The 16,997-nt window shown below is 73.4% G+C and carries 15 protein-coding genes; 12 read left to right on the forward strand and 3 right to left on the reverse strand.

Features of this window, described 5'->3' with window-relative positions; translation table 11 throughout:
• On the forward strand, positions 1-410 hold a 410-nt coding region (locus tag ABD844_RS12435), incomplete at its 5' end, for a hypothetical protein (protein WP_344876226.1).
• Positions 411-448: 38 nt separating this feature from the next.
• On the opposite strand, the gene cynS is transcribed toward ABD844_RS12435, so the two are convergent.
• A complete protein-coding gene (gene cynS / locus ABD844_RS12440; RefSeq protein WP_344876228.1) occupies positions 449-892 on the reverse strand; it encodes a cyanase in 444 nt (147 codons plus the stop codon).
• Positions 893-992: 100 nt separating this feature from the next.
• Positions 993-2,165 carry an NAD-dependent formate dehydrogenase gene (locus tag ABD844_RS12445; protein WP_344876230.1) on the reverse strand — a complete coding sequence of 391 codons (1,173 nt, stop codon included), beginning with the start codon at positions 2,163-2,165 and terminating at the stop codon, positions 993-995.
• 194 nt (positions 2,166-2,359) lie between these two features.
• Between ABD844_RS12445 and ABD844_RS12450 the strand changes: the two genes are divergently transcribed.
• The 8 genes from ABD844_RS12450 to ABD844_RS12485 all read left to right on the forward strand — a co-directional run bounded on the left by ABD844_RS12450 (position 2,360) and on the right by ABD844_RS12485 (position 12,356).
• A complete protein-coding gene (locus ABD844_RS12450) occupies positions 2,360-3,694 on the forward strand; it encodes a serine hydrolase domain-containing protein (protein WP_344876232.1) in 1,335 nt (444 codons plus the stop codon).
• Positions 3,695-3,841: 147 nt separating this feature from the next.
• Positions 3,842-5,158 carry a purine-cytosine permease family protein gene (locus tag ABD844_RS12455; protein ID WP_344876234.1) on the forward strand — a complete coding sequence of 439 codons (1,317 nt, stop codon included), beginning with the start codon at positions 3,842-3,844 and terminating at the stop codon, positions 5,156-5,158.
• A 28-nt stretch (positions 5,159-5,186) separates the two neighbouring features.
• The gene (locus tag ABD844_RS12460) at positions 5,187-6,749 is read left to right on the forward strand and encodes a hydantoinase/oxoprolinase N-terminal domain-containing protein (RefSeq protein WP_344876236.1); all 1,563 of its coding nucleotides are present in this window, start codon (positions 5,187-5,189) and stop codon (positions 6,747-6,749) included.
• A 2-nt stretch (positions 6,750-6,751) separates the two neighbouring features.
• Positions 6,752-7,822 (forward strand): S-methyl thiohydantoin desulfurase family protein, encoded by a 1,071-nt coding sequence (locus tag ABD844_RS12465; protein WP_344876238.1) that lies wholly within the window; start codon positions 6,752-6,754, stop codon positions 7,820-7,822.
• Positions 7,819-8,913 (forward strand): S-methyl thiohydantoin desulfurase family protein, encoded by a 1,095-nt coding sequence (locus ABD844_RS12470; RefSeq protein ID WP_344876240.1) that lies wholly within the window; start codon positions 7,819-7,821, stop codon positions 8,911-8,913. The genes ABD844_RS12465 and ABD844_RS12470 overlap by 4 nt, the downstream gene beginning before the upstream one ends.
• Positions 8,910-9,620: an SDR family oxidoreductase gene (locus ABD844_RS12475; RefSeq protein WP_344876242.1), complete on the forward strand. Its 711-nt coding sequence runs from the start codon at positions 8,910-8,912 to the stop codon at positions 9,618-9,620. Before ABD844_RS12470 ends, ABD844_RS12475 begins: the two co-directional genes overlap by 4 nt.
• A gap of 40 nt (positions 9,621-9,660) precedes the next feature.
• Positions 9,661-10,749, forward strand: coding sequence for an S-methyl thiohydantoin desulfurase family protein (locus ABD844_RS12480; RefSeq protein ID WP_344876244.1), 1,089 nt, complete (start codon positions 9,661-9,663; stop codon positions 10,747-10,749).
• The gene (locus ABD844_RS12485) at positions 10,746-12,356 is read left to right on the forward strand and encodes a helix-turn-helix domain-containing protein (protein ID WP_344876246.1); all 1,611 of its coding nucleotides are present in this window, start codon (positions 10,746-10,748) and stop codon (positions 12,354-12,356) included. The genes ABD844_RS12480 and ABD844_RS12485 overlap by 4 nt, the downstream gene beginning before the upstream one ends.
• Positions 12,357-12,378: 22 nt before the next feature.
• On the opposite strand, the gene ABD844_RS12490 is transcribed toward ABD844_RS12485, so the two are convergent.
• Positions 12,379-13,740, reverse strand: coding sequence for an FAD/NAD(P)-binding protein (locus tag ABD844_RS12490; protein WP_344876248.1), 1,362 nt, complete (start codon positions 13,738-13,740; stop codon positions 12,379-12,381).
• Between the two features lie 160 nt (positions 13,741-13,900).
• Between ABD844_RS12490 and ABD844_RS12495 the strand changes: the two genes are divergently transcribed.
• The 3 genes from ABD844_RS12495 to ABD844_RS12505 all read left to right on the forward strand — a co-directional run bounded on the left by ABD844_RS12495 (position 13,901) and on the right by ABD844_RS12505 (position 16,859).
• Positions 13,901-15,673, forward strand: a complete 1,773-nt coding sequence (locus ABD844_RS12495) for a phosphatidylglycerol lysyltransferase domain-containing protein (protein WP_344876250.1) — start codon at positions 13,901-13,903, stop codon at positions 15,671-15,673.
• A gap of 62 nt (positions 15,674-15,735) precedes the next feature.
• Positions 15,736-16,413 (forward strand): response regulator transcription factor, encoded by a 678-nt coding sequence (locus ABD844_RS12500; RefSeq protein ID WP_344876252.1) that lies wholly within the window; start codon positions 15,736-15,738, stop codon positions 16,411-16,413.
• A 116-nt stretch (positions 16,414-16,529) separates the two neighbouring features.
• Positions 16,530-16,859 (forward strand): hypothetical protein, encoded by a 330-nt coding sequence (locus ABD844_RS12505; protein WP_344876254.1) that lies wholly within the window; start codon positions 16,530-16,532, stop codon positions 16,857-16,859.
• Positions 16,860-16,997: the final 138 nt, after the last annotated feature.

Raw genomic sequence — 16,997 nt, forward strand, 5'->3', positions numbered from 1 at the left:
CCCCGGCCCCGGCCCCACGTCACGGGGTCACCGAGCCCGACGAGGGCTCGACGTGGCGGCGGGAGCTGCTGGAGGCCATCGAGGCCGCGGCCGTCCTGCCGCTCGACACCACCGCACCCGGTCAGGAGGACGACGACCCGCCCCACGCCCAGCAGGAGCACCCCGACTCCGAACCGGGCACTCAGGAGGAGGACGCCCTGACCGAGCCGCTGGAGGTCGTCACCCCCACCGAGTCGCTGGAGTCACTCGTCGACACCGGCCCCTTCGAACGCATCGTCATCCCCCCGGCGACGACCCCGTTCGACGCCTTCACCCCGCACGACGACGACGAGGACGAGGACGACGCCGAGGACGAGGACGAGGACGGCACCGCAGAAGGGACGCCACCACCGGCCCCCGACGGCGTCTGATCGGGCAGGAGAGCCCGCCCCCGCGAAAGCGGGAACGGTCACCACTGGTAGGGCAGGTACTTGCCGTCGAGGGTGATGACGACCCGGTCGCCCGCCGGGTCGGGGACCCGCCTGACGTCGAGACGGAAGTTGATGGCGCTCATGATGCCGTCGCCGCACTGCTCGTGGATCAGCTCCTTGATGGCCGGTCCGTAGACCTGGATCACCTCGTAGAGCCGGTAGATGGTCGGATCGACCGGGACGGCGGACTCCAGCCCGCCACGGGTGGGCTGCATCCTGAGGGCGAGTGCGACGTCGTCGCCGAGTTCGAGCAGGGCCGCCGCCGTCGCCGCCTCGTCCTTGCTCATCGGGTGCTGGCCGAGCAGGGCCGCCGTGGTCCACGCCAAGGGCCGGCCGACGGCCTGGGCGAGCTGTTCCCAGGTCACGCCGGTCACCTCCTTGGCATGGCGAACGGCCTGGGCTGCTTCCTGCTTGGTGACCACTGTTACTCCATCGAGGTCGAGGGCTGCCGGGCGCACGCACACGCACGGGCTGTCCCCTCGGTCCCGGAGGCAACGGCCGGGACCGAAGGGACAGGTTCGGTCAAGTCCGGGTGCTGTAGGAGTGGGCTCCGGTTCCGGCCAGGGCACCGCCGTCGACGATGAGGTACTCGTCGCGGATGGGCTTGTCGTCCAGCCAGGCTTCGAGGATCTCGCGGGTGCCGGCGGCGTAGCGGGCCTGCGCGGACAGCGAGGAGCCGGAGATGTGCGGGGTCATGCCGTGGTGGGGCATGGTCCGCCAGGGGTGGTCGGCGGGGGCGGGCTGGGGGTACCAGACGTCTCCGGCGTAACCGGCGAGCTGCCCGCTCTCCAGCGCGCGGACGATGGCGTCGCGGTCGGCGATCCGGGCGCGGGCGGTGTTGATCAGGTACGCGCCGCGCTTCATGGTGGCCAGCAGCCGGTCGTTGAACAGGCCCTCGGTCTCCGGGTGGAGCGGGGCGTTGACGGTGACCACGTCGCAGTGCGGGACCATGGAGGCGGTGTCGGGGTGCCAGGTGAGCCCGAGTTCGGCCTCCACCTCCTCCGGCAGCCGGTGCCGGTCGGTGTAGTGCAGGTGGACGTCGAACGGCTTGAGCCGGCGCAGCACGGCCAGCCCGATGCGTCCTGCGGCGACGGTGCCGACGTGCATGCCCTCCAGGTCGTACGAGCGGGCGACGCTGTCGGCGATGTTCCAGCCGCCGTCCAGCACCGTCTGGTGCGACGGCAGATAGTTGCGCACCAGCGACAGGATCATCATCACCACGTGCTCGGAGACGCTGATGCTGTTGCAGTAGGTGACCTCGGCGACGGTGACGCCACGGGAGATGGCGGCGTCGAGGTCGACGTGGTCGGACCCGATTCCGGCGGTGATGGCCAGCTTGAGCCGGGGCGCGCGGGCGATGCGCTCGGCGGTCAGGTACGCGGGCCAGAACGGCTGGGAGATGACCACGTCGGCGTCGGCCAACTCGCGGTCGAACGCGGAGCCGCCGGGGGTGCCGTCGCCGTCCTTGTCGGAGGTGACGACCAGGGTGTGGCCGCGCGATTCCAGGAAGCGGCGGAGCCCGAGTTCGCCGGAGACGCTGCCGAGCAGGTGCCCTGGGGTGAAGTCGACCGCCGAGGGGGTGGGCAGGGTCTGCCCGCCGGGGTACTCGGACAGGGCGGGCAGGTCGTCGCGGGCGTAGGTGGTCGGGTATCCGTCGATGGGGTCGTCGTAGAGCACGCACAACACTTTGGCCATGGTTCCGGCTCCTTGTCGGTCTGGGTGATCTCTACTGTCGTCCCGGGTGTCTTCGCAGGTCAAAGCGTTTGTATCTATCGAGTGATAGGGGCCTTCTATGCCGTTCGGTAACGGGGAGGAAACACCGGTCCGCCTAGTCTCGGCCGCCGGCGGACAGCCGTGATCGTCAGCAGGGCGAACCAGGAAAGGCAGCCATGACCGCGCCTCACCACCACCGGCCCGCCGAAGACGGCCCGACGAGCCCGAGCGCCCCGATGAGCCCGAGCGGCCAGACGAACCCGAGCGGCCAGACGAACCCGAGCCGCCCGACGAGCCCGAGCGGCCTGGCCGGCCCCACCCGGCGCACCCTGCTCACCGGCGCCGCGGCCACCGCGTCGCTGGCGGTGAGCGACATGGCGACCGGCACGGCACCCGCCCATGCCGACCGCGCCGAGCCCGTGCCGTCGAGCCTGCGGCCGGGCGGGGAGTTCGACGCGTACGTGGCCCGCCTGGCGCAGGCCGACCAGTTCTCCGGGACCGTGCTGCTCCGGCACCGTTCGCGCCCGGTGCTGGCCCGCTCGTACGGCATGGCGGACAAGGCCCGCTCGATCCCGAACGGCCCGGACACGATCTTCAAGCTGGCGTCCGTGAGCAAGTGCCTCACCGCCGTGGCGCTGGGCCAACTGGTGCAGCGTGACAAGGTCGACCTGCACGCGCCCCTGGGCGACTACCTGGACGGCTTCTCGGCGGAGACCGCGAAGGTGACCGTCCACCACCTGCTGACCCACACCGCGGGCCTGGGCGAGTACGCGCAGTCCCCCGAGTACCGCCAGGGGCTCAAGGAGTGGGCGAGCGAGCGGGAGCTGATGGACGGCGTCCTCGCCCTCATCAGGAAGCAGGAGACGGCTCCCGCCTTCACCCCGGGCACCCGGCACGTCTACAGCAACAGCGGCTACTTCGTGCTCGGCGCGGTCGTCGCGGCGGCCTCGGGCGTGCCGTACCACGACTACGTGCGCGCGCACGTGATCGCCGCGGCGGGCATGCGGCGTTCGGGCCTGTACACCCGGCCGCAGGTCCTCGAAAGCCGGGAGATCGCCCACCCGTACTGGACGCAGCAGTCAGGAGAGCGTGCCGACTTCACCACCAGTGAGTTCTTCGGCCACGTCGGGGGACCCGCCGACGGCGTGTACGCCTGCGCGCCCGACCTGCTCGCCTTCGTCGACGCGCTGACCAGGGGCAGGCTCCTGAGCCCGGCCTACGCGTCGGCCTTCACGAGCGGCAAGGTCCTGCTGTCGCCCGCCGACAGGCCCGTTGTCCCCGCCGACGCCCGCTTCTACGGCTACGGCTTCCGCGACACCGTCACCGGGGGCCACCGCACCTGGGGACACTCCGGCAGCGCCGTGGGCGTGGCGGCCAACCTCGACGTCTTCCCCGGCCTCGACTGGGCCGTGGTCGTCCTGAGCAACTACGACAACCCGATCACCCCGATCGTGCTCAAGGCTCGCGAGCTGATCACCCGCTCGGCGCCGCTCGCCACCGAAGGAGGCTAGGCTTCACCTTCGGGCCGCCGCCGTTGTTGGCAGTGCAAGGTGCACAGCCACCGGCCGCCGACTGTGGAATGTCCACACTGACACCTCGCCCTCGACTGCCTACCGTAAGCGTCCAACCACAGGTTCCGCTTGGTAAGGGAGGTCGACATGGCCTCAGGCGTCGGTGTCGACGATTACGCGCTCTCCAGGGTGCCCGAGAGCGCCCGCTACTCATGGTTCTCGGTCGCCGTACAACGCTTCGGCCAGGTCTCGGCGCTGAGCCAGTTCCTGCTCGGCGCCACTCTCGGTTTCGGGATGGGGTTCTGGCAGGCGTTCCTGGCGCTGACGCTCGGCGCCGTCATCCTCGAGGTGGTCGCCGTCTTCGTCGGCGTGATCGGAGTGCGGGAGGGGCTGTCCACCTCCATGCTGGCCCGCTGGACGGGGTTCGGCAGGGCCGGTTCCGCGGTGATCGGGCTGGCGATCGGGATCAGCCTGATCGGCTGGTTCGGCATCCAGTCGGCGGTCTCCGCGCAGGGGCTGGCCAGCCTGGTCGGGGTCCTGCCCGAGTGGGGCTGGTCGCTGGTGTTCGGGCTGGTGGTCACCGCGATCGTGTTGTGGGGCTTCGGCTCTATGGCGTGGACGGCGTACGTGACCGTGCCCGCGTTCCTCGTCCTGGTCGGCTGGTCGATCATCAGCGAGCTGTCCCGGCACGACGTCGGCGCGCTCGTCGCCTCGGCGCCGCCGGGCCCGCAGCTCACCCTGCTGCAGGGGACGACGCTGGTCGCGGGCGGGTTCATCGTGGGCGCGATCATCACGCCCGACATGACCAGGTTCAACCGCAGCGTCGGCGACGTGGTCAAGCAGACGCTGGTGGGCGTCACGCTGGGCGAGTACGTGATCGGCCTGGCCGGGGTGCTGCTGGCGCACGCCGTCGGCACCAGCGAGATCACCACGATCGTCACGTCTTCGGTGGGCTGGGTCGGCATCCTGGTGATCGTCGCCGGCACCGTGAAGATCAACGACTGGAACCTGTACTCGTCCGGCCTGGGCCTGGTGAACTTCGTCGGCACGGTCTTCGGCAGGAAGGTGCACCGCGGCGTGGCCACGGCCGTCATCGGCGTGCTGGGCAGCGTGCTGGCCGCGGCGGGCGTGCTGAGCCACTTCATCGACTTCCTGACGCTGCTCGGCGTGGTGTTCCCGCCGATCGCGGGGATCATGGTGGCCGAGTACTTCGTGGTGCGGCGCTGGCGCGGCGACCTGGACGCCGCCAGGGCGAGCGGCGGCCTGCCCGAGAAGGCGCCTGACTGGGTGCCCGCCACGCTGGTGGTCTGGCTGGTCGCGGCCCTGGTCGGAAGGTTCGTCGAGGTGGGGCTGGGCAGCATCAACGCCCTGGTCGTCGCGTTCGTGCTCTACGTGGTGGCCGGGAAGCTGGGGCTCGTCCGCGGTGTGGGGGCCCGCCGCACGGCCGACGCGGTAGCCGTCTGAACAACGACAAAGGGGAATGGGAGATCTCGTGCGCATCGGTATCGACGTAGGTGGCACCAACACCGACGCCGTCCTCCTGGACGGCCGGGAGGTGCTCGCCGCCGTCAAGACCAGCACCACCGCCGACGTCACCTCCGGCATCGTCAGCGCGCTGGAGCAGTTGCAGCGGCAGCGGGCGTTCGACCCGGCGGACGTGCGGGCCGTGATGATCGGCACCACGCACTTCATCAACGCGCTCGTGGAGGCCCGCCGGCTGGCTCCGACCGCGGCTCTGCGGCTCAGCCTGCCTGCGGGGGCGTCGCTGCCGCCGATGGTCGACTGGCCGCAGCGGCTGGTCGACGCGGTGTCCGGACGCAGCTACCTGGTGCACGGCGGGCACGAGTTCGACGGCCGGCACATCGCGGAGCTGGACGAGGCCGAGGTGCGCAAGGCCGCCGAGGACATGGGCCAGGCGGGGGTCCGCAGCGTCGCGATCACGTCGGTGTTCTCCCCGGTCAACGCCGAGTTCGAGGCGCGCGCCGCCGAGATCGTCGAGGCGGAGCTGCCGGGGGTGGAGATCTCGCTGTCGCACGAGATCGGCCGGATCGGCCTGCTGGAGCGGGAGAACGCCACCATCATCAACGCCGCGCTGCGCGAGCTGGCCGCGCACATCGTGGACGGCCTGGCGGCCTCGGTCAGCGGGGCGGGCATCACCGCGCCGCTCTACCTGAGCCAGAACGACGGCACGCTGATGGACGTCGACTTCGCCCGCCGCTACCCGGTGGCGACGTTCGCCTCGGGGCCGACGAACTCGATGCGCGGCGCGGCCGTTCTGTCCGGGCTGGACACGTGCGCGGTGGTGGACGTCGGCGGCACCACGAGCGACGTGGGCGTGCTGCGGCACGGCTTCCCCCGCGAGGCCACGACGGACGTGACGGTGTCCGGCATCCGGACGAACTTCCGCATGCCGGACGTGTTGTCGATCGGCATCGGCGGCGGCAGCCGGGTACGCGGCGAGGCCGGGTCCGTCACCGTCGGCCCCGACTCCGTCGGCTACGAGCTGACCACGAAGGCCCTGGTGTTCGGCGGCGACACGCTGACCGCGACCGACATCGCGGTGGCCGCGGGCCGGGCGGAGATCGGCGATCCCGGCCTGGTGGCGCACCTGGACAAGGGGCTGGTCGAGGCGGCGCTGCGGCGGATCGCCGGGGACGTGGCCGACGCGGTGGAGCGCATGCGCACCTCCGCCGAGCCGCTGCCGGTCGTCGCGGTCGGCGGCGGCTCGATGCTGCTGCCCGACGAGCTGGCCGGCGCGGGCGCCGTGCACCGGCCCGCCCACTACGCGGTCGCCAACGCGATCGGCGCGGCCATCGCGCAGATCGGCGGCGAGGTCGACCGCGTGTACGCCGTCGAGCCCGGCCGCCGCGACACCGTGGTGGACGCCGCCAAACAGGAGGCCGTGGACCGGGCCGTGGCGGCCGGCGCGTCCCCGTCGAGCGTGCGGATCGTGGACTTCGACGAGGTGCCGATCCCGTACCTGCCCGGCAACGCCACGCGTATCCGGGCCAAGGCCGTCGGGGAGCTCCAGCTCACCGACGTGAAGGGACGCTGACCATGCGCGAGATCAGCCTGACCGACCTGGACGACCTCGCCTGCGGCGCGGCCGTCCTGGGCACGGGCGGCGGCGGCGACCCGCACATCGGCCGCCTGCTGGCCGCCTCCGCCGTGCGCGAGTACGGCCCGGTCACCCTCTGCCCGCTCGACGAGTTGCCGCGGGACGCGGCCGTGCTGCAGGTGGCGATGATGGGCGCGCCGACCGTGATGGTGGAGAAGCTGCCCTCGATCGACCAGGTGTCCAAGGCCGCCCAGGCGCTGTCCGGCTACCTGAGCAGCGGGCTCACCCACATCGCCTGCGCGGAGGCGGGCGGGGTCAACTCGCTGATCCCCGTGGTCGCGGCGGCGCAGCTCGGCCTGCCGCTGGTGGACGCCGACGGCATGGGCCGCGCGTTCCCGGAGATCCAGATGGTGCTGCCCACCCTGTACGGAGTGCGCGCCACGCCCATGTCGATCGCCGACGAGAAGGGCAACCGCGTCGTGCTGGACGCCGTGGACAACCACTGGGCCGAACGGCTGGCCCGCTCGGCGACCATCGACATGGGCTGCTCGGCGATGATCGCGTCGTACGCGATGACCGGCGACCAGGCCCGCGAGTCGCTCGTGCCCGGCTCGCTCAGCCTGTGCGCGGAGCTGGGCGAGCTGGTGCGCCGGGCCCGCGCCGCGCACACCGACCCGGTGGACGCCGTGGTGACCCGGCTGGGCGGGCGCCGCCTGTTCACCGGCAAGGTCACCGACGTCGAACGCCGCACCACGACCGGCTTCGCCCGCGGCACCGCGACGCTGTCCGGCATGGACGAGGACGCGGGCGGCGAGCTGGTGCTGCGCTTCCAGAACGAGTACCTGGTCGCCGAGATCGACGGCGAGGCGCGGGCGACCGTACCGGACCTGATCTGCACCCTTGACCGCGAGTCGGGCGAGGCCGTCACCACGGAGGCGCTGCGGTTCGGGCAGCGGGTGTCCGTGATCTACGCCCCGGCCGATCCGCGCTGGCACACCGAGGAGGGCCTGGCGCTGGCGGGGCCACGGTACTTCGGCTACGACCTCGACCCGGTGGGAGCGGCCCGGTGAGCTGGCTGCTGACCGAGGACGACCTGCCCGACCTGGCCCGCGGCGCGGCCGTCCTGGGCACGGGCGGCGGCGGCGACCCGTACGTGGGGCGGCTGCTCGTCCGCCGGGCGATCCGCGAGCACGGGCCCATCACCGTGCTGGACCCCGACGAGCTCGACGACGACATCCTGGTCATCCCGACCGCCCAGATGGGCGCCCCGACGGTGGTGCACGAGAAGCTGCCGCGCGGCACCGAGCCGGTCACCGCGCTGCGCGCGCTGGAGGCGCGTCTCGGCCGCACGGCCGGCGCGACCATGCCGATCGAGTGCGGCGGCATCAACTCGATGATCCCGCTCGTGGTGGCCGCCACGACCGGCCTGCCCGCGGTGGACGCCGACGGCATGGGCCGGGCCTTCCCCGAGCTGCAGATGGAGACCTTCGGCGTGTACGGGGTGCCCGGCTCGCCGATGGCCGTGGCCGGGGAGGGCGGCGAGACCGCGATCATCGACACCGGCGCGGACAACAAGCGCATGGAGTGGCTGGCCCGCGGGATCACCGTGCGGCTGGGCGGCGTGGCGCACATCGCCGAGTACGCGATGACCGGCGCCGAGGTCAAGCGCACGGCGGTGCCGCGTACGCTGTCGCTCGCCCTGACCATCGGCCGCACGATCAGGCTCGCCCGCGAGCGCAACGCCGACCCGGTCGCCGCGCTCGCCGAGGCGCTGCGCGGCACCCTGTACGGCCACCTGCGGGTGCTGTTCCGGGGCAAGGTCTCCGACGTGGAGCGGCGTACCGAGGCGGGCTTCGCCCGGGGGCGGGCGGCGGCGGTGTCGTTCGACGGGCGGCACGAGCTGGAGCTGACCTTCCAGAACGAGCACCTCGTGGCGCTCGTGGACGGCCGGGTGCGGTGCGTGGTGCCCGACCTGGTGTGCGTGCTGGAGGCGGAGCAGGCCGAGCCGATCACCACCGAGAACCTGCGGTATGGACAGCGGATCACGGTCGTGGGCATCTCCACGCCCGAGCGCATGCGTACCCCTGAGGCGCTGGCGGTGTTCGGGCCCGCCGCCTTCGGTCTCCCGCACCCCTTCCGGCCTGTCGAGGAGGATGGGTGAACGGACGCACGGTCGTCATCGTCGGCGGTGGCTCGGGCATCGGGCTCGAGGTCGCTCGCCGGGCCGTGGCCGCGGGAGCCCGCGTGGTGCTGGGCGGACGCACCGAGTCCCGGCTCAGGGGGGCCGCCGCGGAGCTGGGTGAGGCCGCGAGCTGGCACGTCGTGGACAACACCGACCAGGAGTCGCTGGCCGCGTTCTTCGCCGCCGTGGACCGGGTGGACCACCTGTTCACCCCGGCGGCCTCGTACACGGTGGGGCCGATGCGGGAGCTGAGCGACGAGGAGGCGCACAGCCCGTTCGTGTCGAAGTTCTGGGGCCAGTACCACGCCGTACGGCTGGCCCTGCCGAAGCTCGCCCCCGACGCCTCGATCGTGCTGATGTCGGGTGCGGCCAGCGTCCGGCCGCCCGCCGCCGCGCCCGCCTACGTCGCGTGCAACGCCGCGATCGAGGGGCTCGGCAGAGGGCTGGCCGTGGAGCTGGCGCCCATTCGGGTGAACGTCGTCTCGCCGGGCACGATCGACGGCAACCTGTGGCGGCAGCGGCCCGAGGAGGTGCGGCAGGCCAGTTTCGCCCAGTACTCGGCGCAGAACCTGCTCGGGCGGCCCGGCAGGGAGGGCGAGGTCGCCGAGGCCGTCATGTTCCTGTTCGCCGCCACCTATACGACGGGCTCGACGCTCTACCCGGACGGCGGCTACGCACTGCGCTGACCAGGTGCGACAAGCTGACCGGGTGCGGCAAGCTGGGGGAATGCGCATCGACCCGCCGGACGTCCCGGCGCTGGAGCGGGGCGTGGCCGTGCTCGGCTCCGGGGGCGGCGGCGACACCCGCACGGCCACGACGTTGCTGCGGCGGCACCTGGCCGCCGGCGCGGAGGTCGTCGTGCACTCTCTCGGCGAGCTGCCGCCCGAGACGCCCGTGGTCCCGGTGGGCGTCGTCGGCGCGACGGCCGTCTTCGCCGAGAAGCTGCCGGGAGGCCACGAGTTCGTCGCGGCGGTGGCCGCCATCGAGCGCTGGACGGGCACCCGCGCCGAGGCGGTCGTCTCCATCGAGATCGGCGGGCTCAACGGCGTGATGCCGCTGGTCGCCGCCTGCGACCTCGGGCTGCCCGCCGTGGACGCCGACCTGTCCGGGCGCGGCGTGCCCCGGCTCGACCAGCTCTCCCTGTCCGCCTGCGGCCGTCCGGTCACCCCTGCGGCGCTGGCCGAGCCCAGCGGGCAGGTGCTCGTCCAGGGCACCGGCGGCCCGGCCGACCTGGAGCGTACGGTGCGGGCGTTCCTGCCCAGCGGGGGCGGCTGGGCGGCGCTGGCGCTGGCCCCGATCCCGGTGGGTGAGCTGGCCCGGTGCAGTGTGGTGGCGTCCGTGTCGGCCGCGCTGCGGCTGGGGCGGCAGATCCTCGCGCTGGGCGAGTCGCCCGACCCGGCCCGGCTGGCCGAGGCGACCGGTGGACGCGTCCTGGCGCTCGGGCGGGTCGTCGAGGTCGTCCGGCGGCCGGGGCCGCGGCGGCACGGCCGCGCCGGGTTCTCCCGAGGCGGCGTCACGGTCGCCGACCACGCCTCGGGCGCGCTGGTGCGGCTGGAGATGGAGAACGAGTACCTCCTCGCGCAGCGCGACGGGCGCGTCGTGGCCTCCACCCCCGACGTGCTGGCCGTGCTGGACCGCCGCACCGGCGTGCCCATCGCGGGCGACGCGGTGCGGGTGGGCATGGAGGTGATGGTGTTGCAGGTGGCGATCTCGGCGTTCTGGACCGAGCCCGGCGAACCGGGCAGGATCGCCGTCCTCTCGCCGCGCGCGTACGGCATCGACACCGACCCCGTGCTCCTGGGGGGACGTCGATGACCACCTTGCGCAGGCTGCTGGCGCTGCCCGAGCTGAGCGGCGGCGTACGCGTGCTCGCCGGGGCGGCCGGGCTCGACGAGGAGGTACGCGCGGTCCGGCCGCTCGCCGACCCCGGGGCCGACCGCCCGGCCGCCGCGGGCGAACTGGTCATCCTCACCACGCCGGTCGAACCCGGCGACTGGCGCCTCGACGCCCTGCTGCGCCGCGTCGTGGACGCGGGCGGAAAGGGCGTGCTCGTCCCCATGCCCGCCGACGGCGCTCAGCGGACGCCTGTTCCCTCGCCTGCGGCCGAGGGCGCCACGCGTGCCGGGGAGCCCGTCCCCTCGCTCGCCACCCACGGGACGGTGCGGCTCGCCGACCGGCTCGGGCTGCCCCTGCTGGGCGCGGTGGGCGACCCGCTGGACCTGCTGGTCGCGGCCCGGCTGGCGCTGGCCGAGCCCGAGCTGGACCGGGCCCGGCTGGTGCTCGCCGCCCATCGGGCCTTCGACGAGCGCACCCTCGCCCCCGAGGACGTCGTACGCAGGCTGCGTGACCTGCTCGGTGTCCCTGCGGCCCTGCTCGACGACCGTGGGCAGCCGCTGGCCGGTGAGCTGGACGCCCCCGACGCGCTGCGTACCGACGAGGTCGTGGCCCAGCGCGTGCCGCTGGCCGACGGGGTGCTGCTGGCCCATCCGGCCCTGCTGCCGCACACGCCGCGCGCCACGTTCTGGCTGGTGGCCGAGCTGCGGGGGACGGCTGCCGCCCGAGCGGACGTCGTTCCCGTCGCGCTGTCGGTGGCGGCCACCGCGGTGCAGCGCTGGCTCCTCGCCCAGCGGCTCGAACTGGAACGTGACGCGCGCTCGCGGTCGGTGCTGCTCGGCGACCTGCTCCGGCTGGACGCCGAGCCGTCGGCCCAGGTACGCAGGCGGGTGGCCGACGCCGGCTGGCAGCTCGGCGGCTGGCACGTCGGCCTCCGCATCGGCGCGCCGCCCGCGTTCGACACCGTGGCGTGGACGGCCCGGATCACCCGCCTGCTGCGCGCGGAAGGCGTCGACGCCGTCGTCGTCGAGCACGGGGACGGGTGGACCGGGTGGACGACGTTCTCCCAGGAACCCACCTCGGCCCGCGTCCGGGACCTGGCGGCGGCACTGCGCGCCGCCCACCGGCCGCTGCACCGCTCGATCGGCGCCCACATGGGGGTGGGCCGCCCGCACCCGCAGGTCGGCGGGCTGATCGACACGGTCGCCGAGGCCATCGACGCGGCCCGGCTGGCCGCCACCCGGCCGGAGGCCGGCTTCTTCCTGCACGTCGACCAGCTCGGGATGGCGCAACTGCTGCTGGAGTGGACCAGGACCGACACCTTCGAACCCGCCGCGCGCGCCCTCCTGGCCCCGCTGCGCGACCAGCCGGGCGACCTGATCCGTACGCTCTCGGCCTACCTGGACGCCGAGTCGTCGATCGCCGAGACCGCGGCGGTGCTGGGCGTCCACCGCAACACCGTGGCCGCCCGGATCCACCGGATCGAACGGCTGCTCGACGTCGATCTGCGCCATCGTGACGAACGCCTGGCCCTGCACCTGGCCTGCCGTGCGGTCACCCTCTCCCAGCCGCCCGCGCGCTCCCCGTGAAGGGCCGCCCCGTGGTCGCCGCTCACGCCACCGGTTGGGCGCGGGTGGCGCGGGAGGCCGCCACCTCGACGAGGCGCGGGGCGAGGGCCGCCGCCTGGGCGCGGAGCTCCGGCACGGCGGTGGTCTCGTACAGGGTCCCGCGCAGGAGGGGGCCCAGGGCGAACAGGCGTGCGCTGGGCCGTCCCGACGCGTCCAGCAGCGCGCCGTCAGGACCCGCGTCGAGGCCGAGCCTGAGGGGGTCGGGCCGGGCCGTACCGGCGCTGACGAGGTTCGCGACGAAGGGGTCGGTGGTGACGTCGGAGCCCGGCCCCGTGGCGTTGACCAGCCAGCCGACGTCGAGGTCGGTCATGGTGCCGTCCAGGTCGGCGCGGACGCGCAGGCCGTCGGCGCCGGGCTCGGCCGCGACCAGGCTGCCGCGCAGCAGCCGCAACCGCCCGTCGGCGCGCAGGTCGGCGATGGCCTGCGCGGAGGCGGGCGGGATGCGGTGCCGGTGGATCTCCCAGTAGCGCGCCACCCGCCGCAGGAACAGCCGCCGTTCCTCCTGGCCGAGCCGCCGCCACAGCGCCTGGGCGTGCGGCCGTAGCCCGTCCACGACGCCGTGCCAGTCGCCGTCGTTCTCGCGTACGGCCCGCCGCGTGGCGGCCAGCAGATCCGCGACCCGCAACGGCCCGTCGGGCAGGGCCACGGGGGCGGGCGAGCACGGGCGGGGCAGGTGCGGGCGGGGGAGCAGAGCGTGCCGTGACAACGCGTACACGACCGTGCCCGGGTGCGCCCTGGTCACCGTGAGCGCCACGTCGACCATGGTCAGCCCGGTGCCGAGCACCAGCACGGACGCGCCGTCGTTGATCCAGGACAGGGCGCCGCCCGCCCACGGGTCGGCGACGTACCGGTGGTGCGCGGCCAGGCCCGGCACGGGCGCGGGGCCGCGGTTGCCGAGGGCCAGGACGATCGCGTCCGCGTCGACGCGCCGGCCGTCCGCCAGCCGGACCGCGTGGTCGCCGTGCAGCGCCACGGCCTTGGCGGTGACGCGGTGGAGCGTGCGGGCGGGCGGGTCCTCCGCGGCGGCCAGCGTCTCTTGCAGGTAGCGGCCGTAGACGGCGCGCGGCAGATAGCCGGAGCCGGTCGCCGCCAGGCCCGCCGCGCGCGCCCACCTCAGCAGGTGGTCCGGCTCGCCGTCGAGGGCGCTCATCCGGTCGGCGCGGGTGTTGAGCAGGTGGTGCGGGTCGGTGGTGGCGTACGCCTGGCCGAGCGCGTGCCGGCCGGACTGGTCGAGCAGCGTGACGGCCACCGCCGTCCCGGTGGCGCGGGCGAGTCGCAACACGTGGATCGCGGTGAGGGCGCCGCTCGCGCCGCCCCCGACGACGACGACCGATGGTTGAGCCATAAACCCACTATACCTGCGGGATATGTGGGATGGCCTGCGCCGACGAGCGCGCCGCGGCGACGGGTGATCGGGAAAGGATGCTTCACGCATTCGACAACTCCGCCTGTCCGTACGCGGGTTTTCGTGGCCCGACGCCAGGTGGAGGGGTAGCACAAGGGGTATGTCGCGTTCGGCGGTACCCACCGTGGCAGGCTACCTGGCGGTGGTGATCGGCGCCGTCAACATCCTGCGCGTGGTCCATCCGGGGTTTGAGCACACCCGCCTGGCCGAGATCGCCGCCCTGCTGCCGGGAGCGGCGGTCTCGCTGGCCGCTGCCACGTCTCTGGTGGCGGGGATGTTGCTCATCATGCTGGCCCACGCGCTGCGCCGCCGCAAGCGGCGGGCCTGGCGGCTGGTGATCGTGCTGCTGCCGGTGAACGCGTTGATCGGGGAGCTGCGCTGGGGACATCTGCTCACGGCCGCCGTGACGTTCGCGCTCTTCGGGGTGCTCCTGGCCGCCCGCAAGGAGTTCTACGCGCTCTCCGACCCGCGTACGCGGTGGCGGTCCCTGTGGGCCTTCCTGCTGCTCGGCGTCGTGGACGTCCTGGTGGGATGGGCGGTGGTGAACACCCGTTCCCACGCCATGGTCGGCACGGTGAGCCTGTCCGACCGCTGGCAGGAGGTGCTGCTCGGCCTGGTGGGGATCGACGGGCCGATCGCTTTCGCCACCGCGCGGACGGCGGACCTGGTGTACTTCTCCCTGCTCGGGCTCGGCACGCTCACCGCCGTGACGACCCTCTACCTGGCGCTGCGCCCCGAGCGGCCGGTCGCCGGGTTGACCCTCGACGAGGAACGAGCCGTCCGCGACCTCCTGCGCGAGCACGGCGAACGTGACTCCCTGGGCTACTTCGCGCTGCGCAGCGACAAGAGCGCGATCTTCTCCGCGTCCGGGAAGGCCGTGGTCTCCTACCGGGTGACGGCCGGGGTCATGCTGGCCAGCGGCGATCCGATCGGCGACGTCGAGGCCTGGCCGGGGGCGATCAAGGAGTTCATGGACAAGGCACGCAGGCACGCCTGGGTGCCGGCGGTGATCGGGTGCAGCCAGACCGGCGGCACGGTGTGGTGCAGGGAGGCCGGGCTGTCGGCCCTGGAGCTCGGCGACGAGGCCATCGTCGAGGTGGCGGACTTCGGGCTGCAGGGCAGGCAGATGCGCAACGTCCGGCAGATGATCCACCGGATCGAGCGTACGGGCACCGTCTGCAGGGTACGGCGGGTGACGGACCTCGACCCGCCGGAACGCGACCGCATGCGGCAGGCCGCGCAGGCATGGCGCGGCCGGGAGCACGCGCGGGGGTTCTCGATGGCCCTGGGGCGCATCGGCGACCCGGCCGATCCCGGCTGCGTGGTGGTGACCGCGCACCGCACCGACGACCCCGCGGCGGCTCCGTCCGGCAGACCCCCGTGGGGGGACCTGCGGGCGATCCTGCAGTTCGTCCCGTGGGGCACGGACGGCCTCTCCCTCGACCTGATGTGCCGGGACCCCGGCAGCGACCCGGGGCTCAACGAGCTGCTCATCGTCGAAATGCTGCGGGCCGCGCCGGGCCTGGGCGTGAGCCGGGTCTCGCTCAACTTCGCCATGTTCCGCGCCGCGCTGGCCGGTGGCGAACGGCTGGGCGCGGGCCCGGTCCTGCGCGTCTGGCGGGCCTTCTTGCTGTTCCTGTCGCGCTGGTTCCAGATCGAGTCGCTCTACCGGTTCAACGCCAAGTTCCGGCCCCGCTGGGAGCCGCGCTTCCTGGTCTTCCCCGGCACCCGCGATCTTCCCCGGATCGGCTTCGCCGCGCTGCAGGCCGAGGCGTTCATCCCCCGGACCCTGTTCCCCACCGGGCTTCGGTCTCTGCTCTCGCACCCGAGACGGCACCGGCACCGCGTACCTCACCGTTCGGGCACGTCCTGATCGGCGGCTCCCTGGCCCGTGGCCGTGCCCGCGCTGACGGTGCGGACCGTAGCATCGGGCGCATGACGTGTGTGCTGGTGGTGGAGGATGACCTGGTCATCCGGACCGAGCTGGTCGAGGCGCTGGCGGCCCAGGGCTACGCGGCCGAGTCGGCCGCCGACGGGGCCGGGGCGCTGCTGGCGGCGGAGCGGCACCAGCCGCAGCTCGTTTTGCTGGATCTGGGGCTGCCCGATGTCGACGGCGTGGCCCTGTGCCGGCGGCTGCGCGCCGGGGTGCCGGACACGGTGATCGTCGTGCTCACGGCTCGTACGCAGGAGTTCGAGGTGGTGGTGGCACTCGACGCGGGTGCCGACGACTACCTGACCAAGCCGTTCCGGCTGACCGAGCTGATGGCCAGGATCCGCGCCCATCTGCGGCGGCGCGGCCCCGGGCAGGGGGAGCGCGTGGTGACCGCCGGGCGGTTGCGGCTCGACCTGCCCGCCCGGCGGGCCTTCGTGGGGGAGGAGGAGCTGGCGCTGCGGCCCAAGGAGTTCGACCTGCTGGCGGTGCTGGTGGGCCGCGCGGGCGAGGTGGTGACCCGCGAGCAGCTCATGGACGAGGTGTGGGACGTGAACTGGTTCGGCCCCACCAAGACGCTGGACGTGCACGTGTTCGCGCTGCGCCGCAAGCTGGCCGCGCACGGGGAGGGGATGGAGCGCATCGTCACGGTACGCGGGCGCGGCTACCGCTACGAGCCGTGACCACCGGTGCTCGGGGCAGGGTTAACTCCGCGTTATGGTCGGCCGAACCTGCCGCTGTCCCGCGTTTCCGCAGACTGGCGGGCGTCAGAACGACGCCAACGCATCGGAGATTCTCAATGCGCAAGTCTGTGATCGTCCCCGGCCTCGCCACCGTCGCCGTCCTGCTGGCGGGCGGTGGAGCCGCCGCGTACGCCTCCTCCACCCACCAGAGCCCCGCCCCCACCTCCACCGGGCAGGCTCCCGAGAGCAGGGCCGCCACGCCCACGGAGAGCGCGGAGCCCGACGAGGGCGCCAAGGAGGAGAAGACGGAGGTCGAGGACGGCCAGGACGACCAGGAGGGCAAGCGGGAAACGGCGGACGACCGGAGCGAGCACGAGGACAAGCAGGGCAAGGCGGACGACGAGCAGGAGGGCAAGGGCGACGCCGCCGAGCCCGAGGACGGCTGAGGCGCCGGCCGGGCACCCCGCTCGGGTGCCCGGCCTGTCCCATGAGCGCCTGAGCATGGTGGAAGCCCGACGAGAACGCCTGTCATCCGAACGCCCCTCCCACGTAGTAGTCATCGCCAGAGACGACGAGACGGAGAC

The sequence above is a fragment of the Nonomuraea antimicrobica genome (genome assembly GCF_039536965.1).
In the GTDB taxonomy this organism is placed as follows: Bacteria; Actinomycetota; Actinomycetes; order Streptosporangiales; family Streptosporangiaceae; genus Nonomuraea; species Nonomuraea antimicrobica.

Excerpts from the sequence above, each read along its gene's own strand:
- ABD844_RS12445 (WP_344876230.1), bottom strand. The coding sequence starts at position 2,165 with ATGGCCAAAGTGTTGTGCGTGCTCTACGACGACCCCATCGACGGATAC.
- ABD844_RS12450 (WP_344876232.1), top strand. The coding sequence starts at position 2,360 with ATGACCGCGCCTCACCACCACCGGCCCGCCGAAGACGGCCCGACGAGC.
- ABD844_RS12455 (WP_344876234.1), top strand. The coding sequence starts at position 3,842 with ATGGCCTCAGGCGTCGGTGTCGACGATTACGCGCTCTCCAGGGTGCCC.
- ABD844_RS12465 (WP_344876238.1), top strand. The coding sequence starts at position 6,752 with ATGCGCGAGATCAGCCTGACCGACCTGGACGACCTCGCCTGCGGCGCG.
- ABD844_RS12480 (WP_344876244.1), top strand. The coding sequence starts at position 9,661 with ATGCGCATCGACCCGCCGGACGTCCCGGCGCTGGAGCGGGGCGTGGCC.
- ABD844_RS12485 (WP_344876246.1), top strand. The coding sequence starts at position 10,746 with ATGACCACCTTGCGCAGGCTGCTGGCGCTGCCCGAGCTGAGCGGCGGC.
- ABD844_RS12490 (WP_344876248.1), bottom strand. The coding sequence starts at position 13,740 with ATGGCTCAACCATCGGTCGTCGTCGTCGGGGGCGGCGCGAGCGGCGCC.
- ABD844_RS12495 (WP_344876250.1), top strand. The coding sequence starts at position 13,901 with ATGTCGCGTTCGGCGGTACCCACCGTGGCAGGCTACCTGGCGGTGGTG.
- ABD844_RS12500 (WP_344876252.1), top strand. The coding sequence starts at position 15,736 with ATGACGTGTGTGCTGGTGGTGGAGGATGACCTGGTCATCCGGACCGAG.
- ABD844_RS12505 (WP_344876254.1), top strand. The coding sequence starts at position 16,530 with ATGCGCAAGTCTGTGATCGTCCCCGGCCTCGCCACCGTCGCCGTCCTG.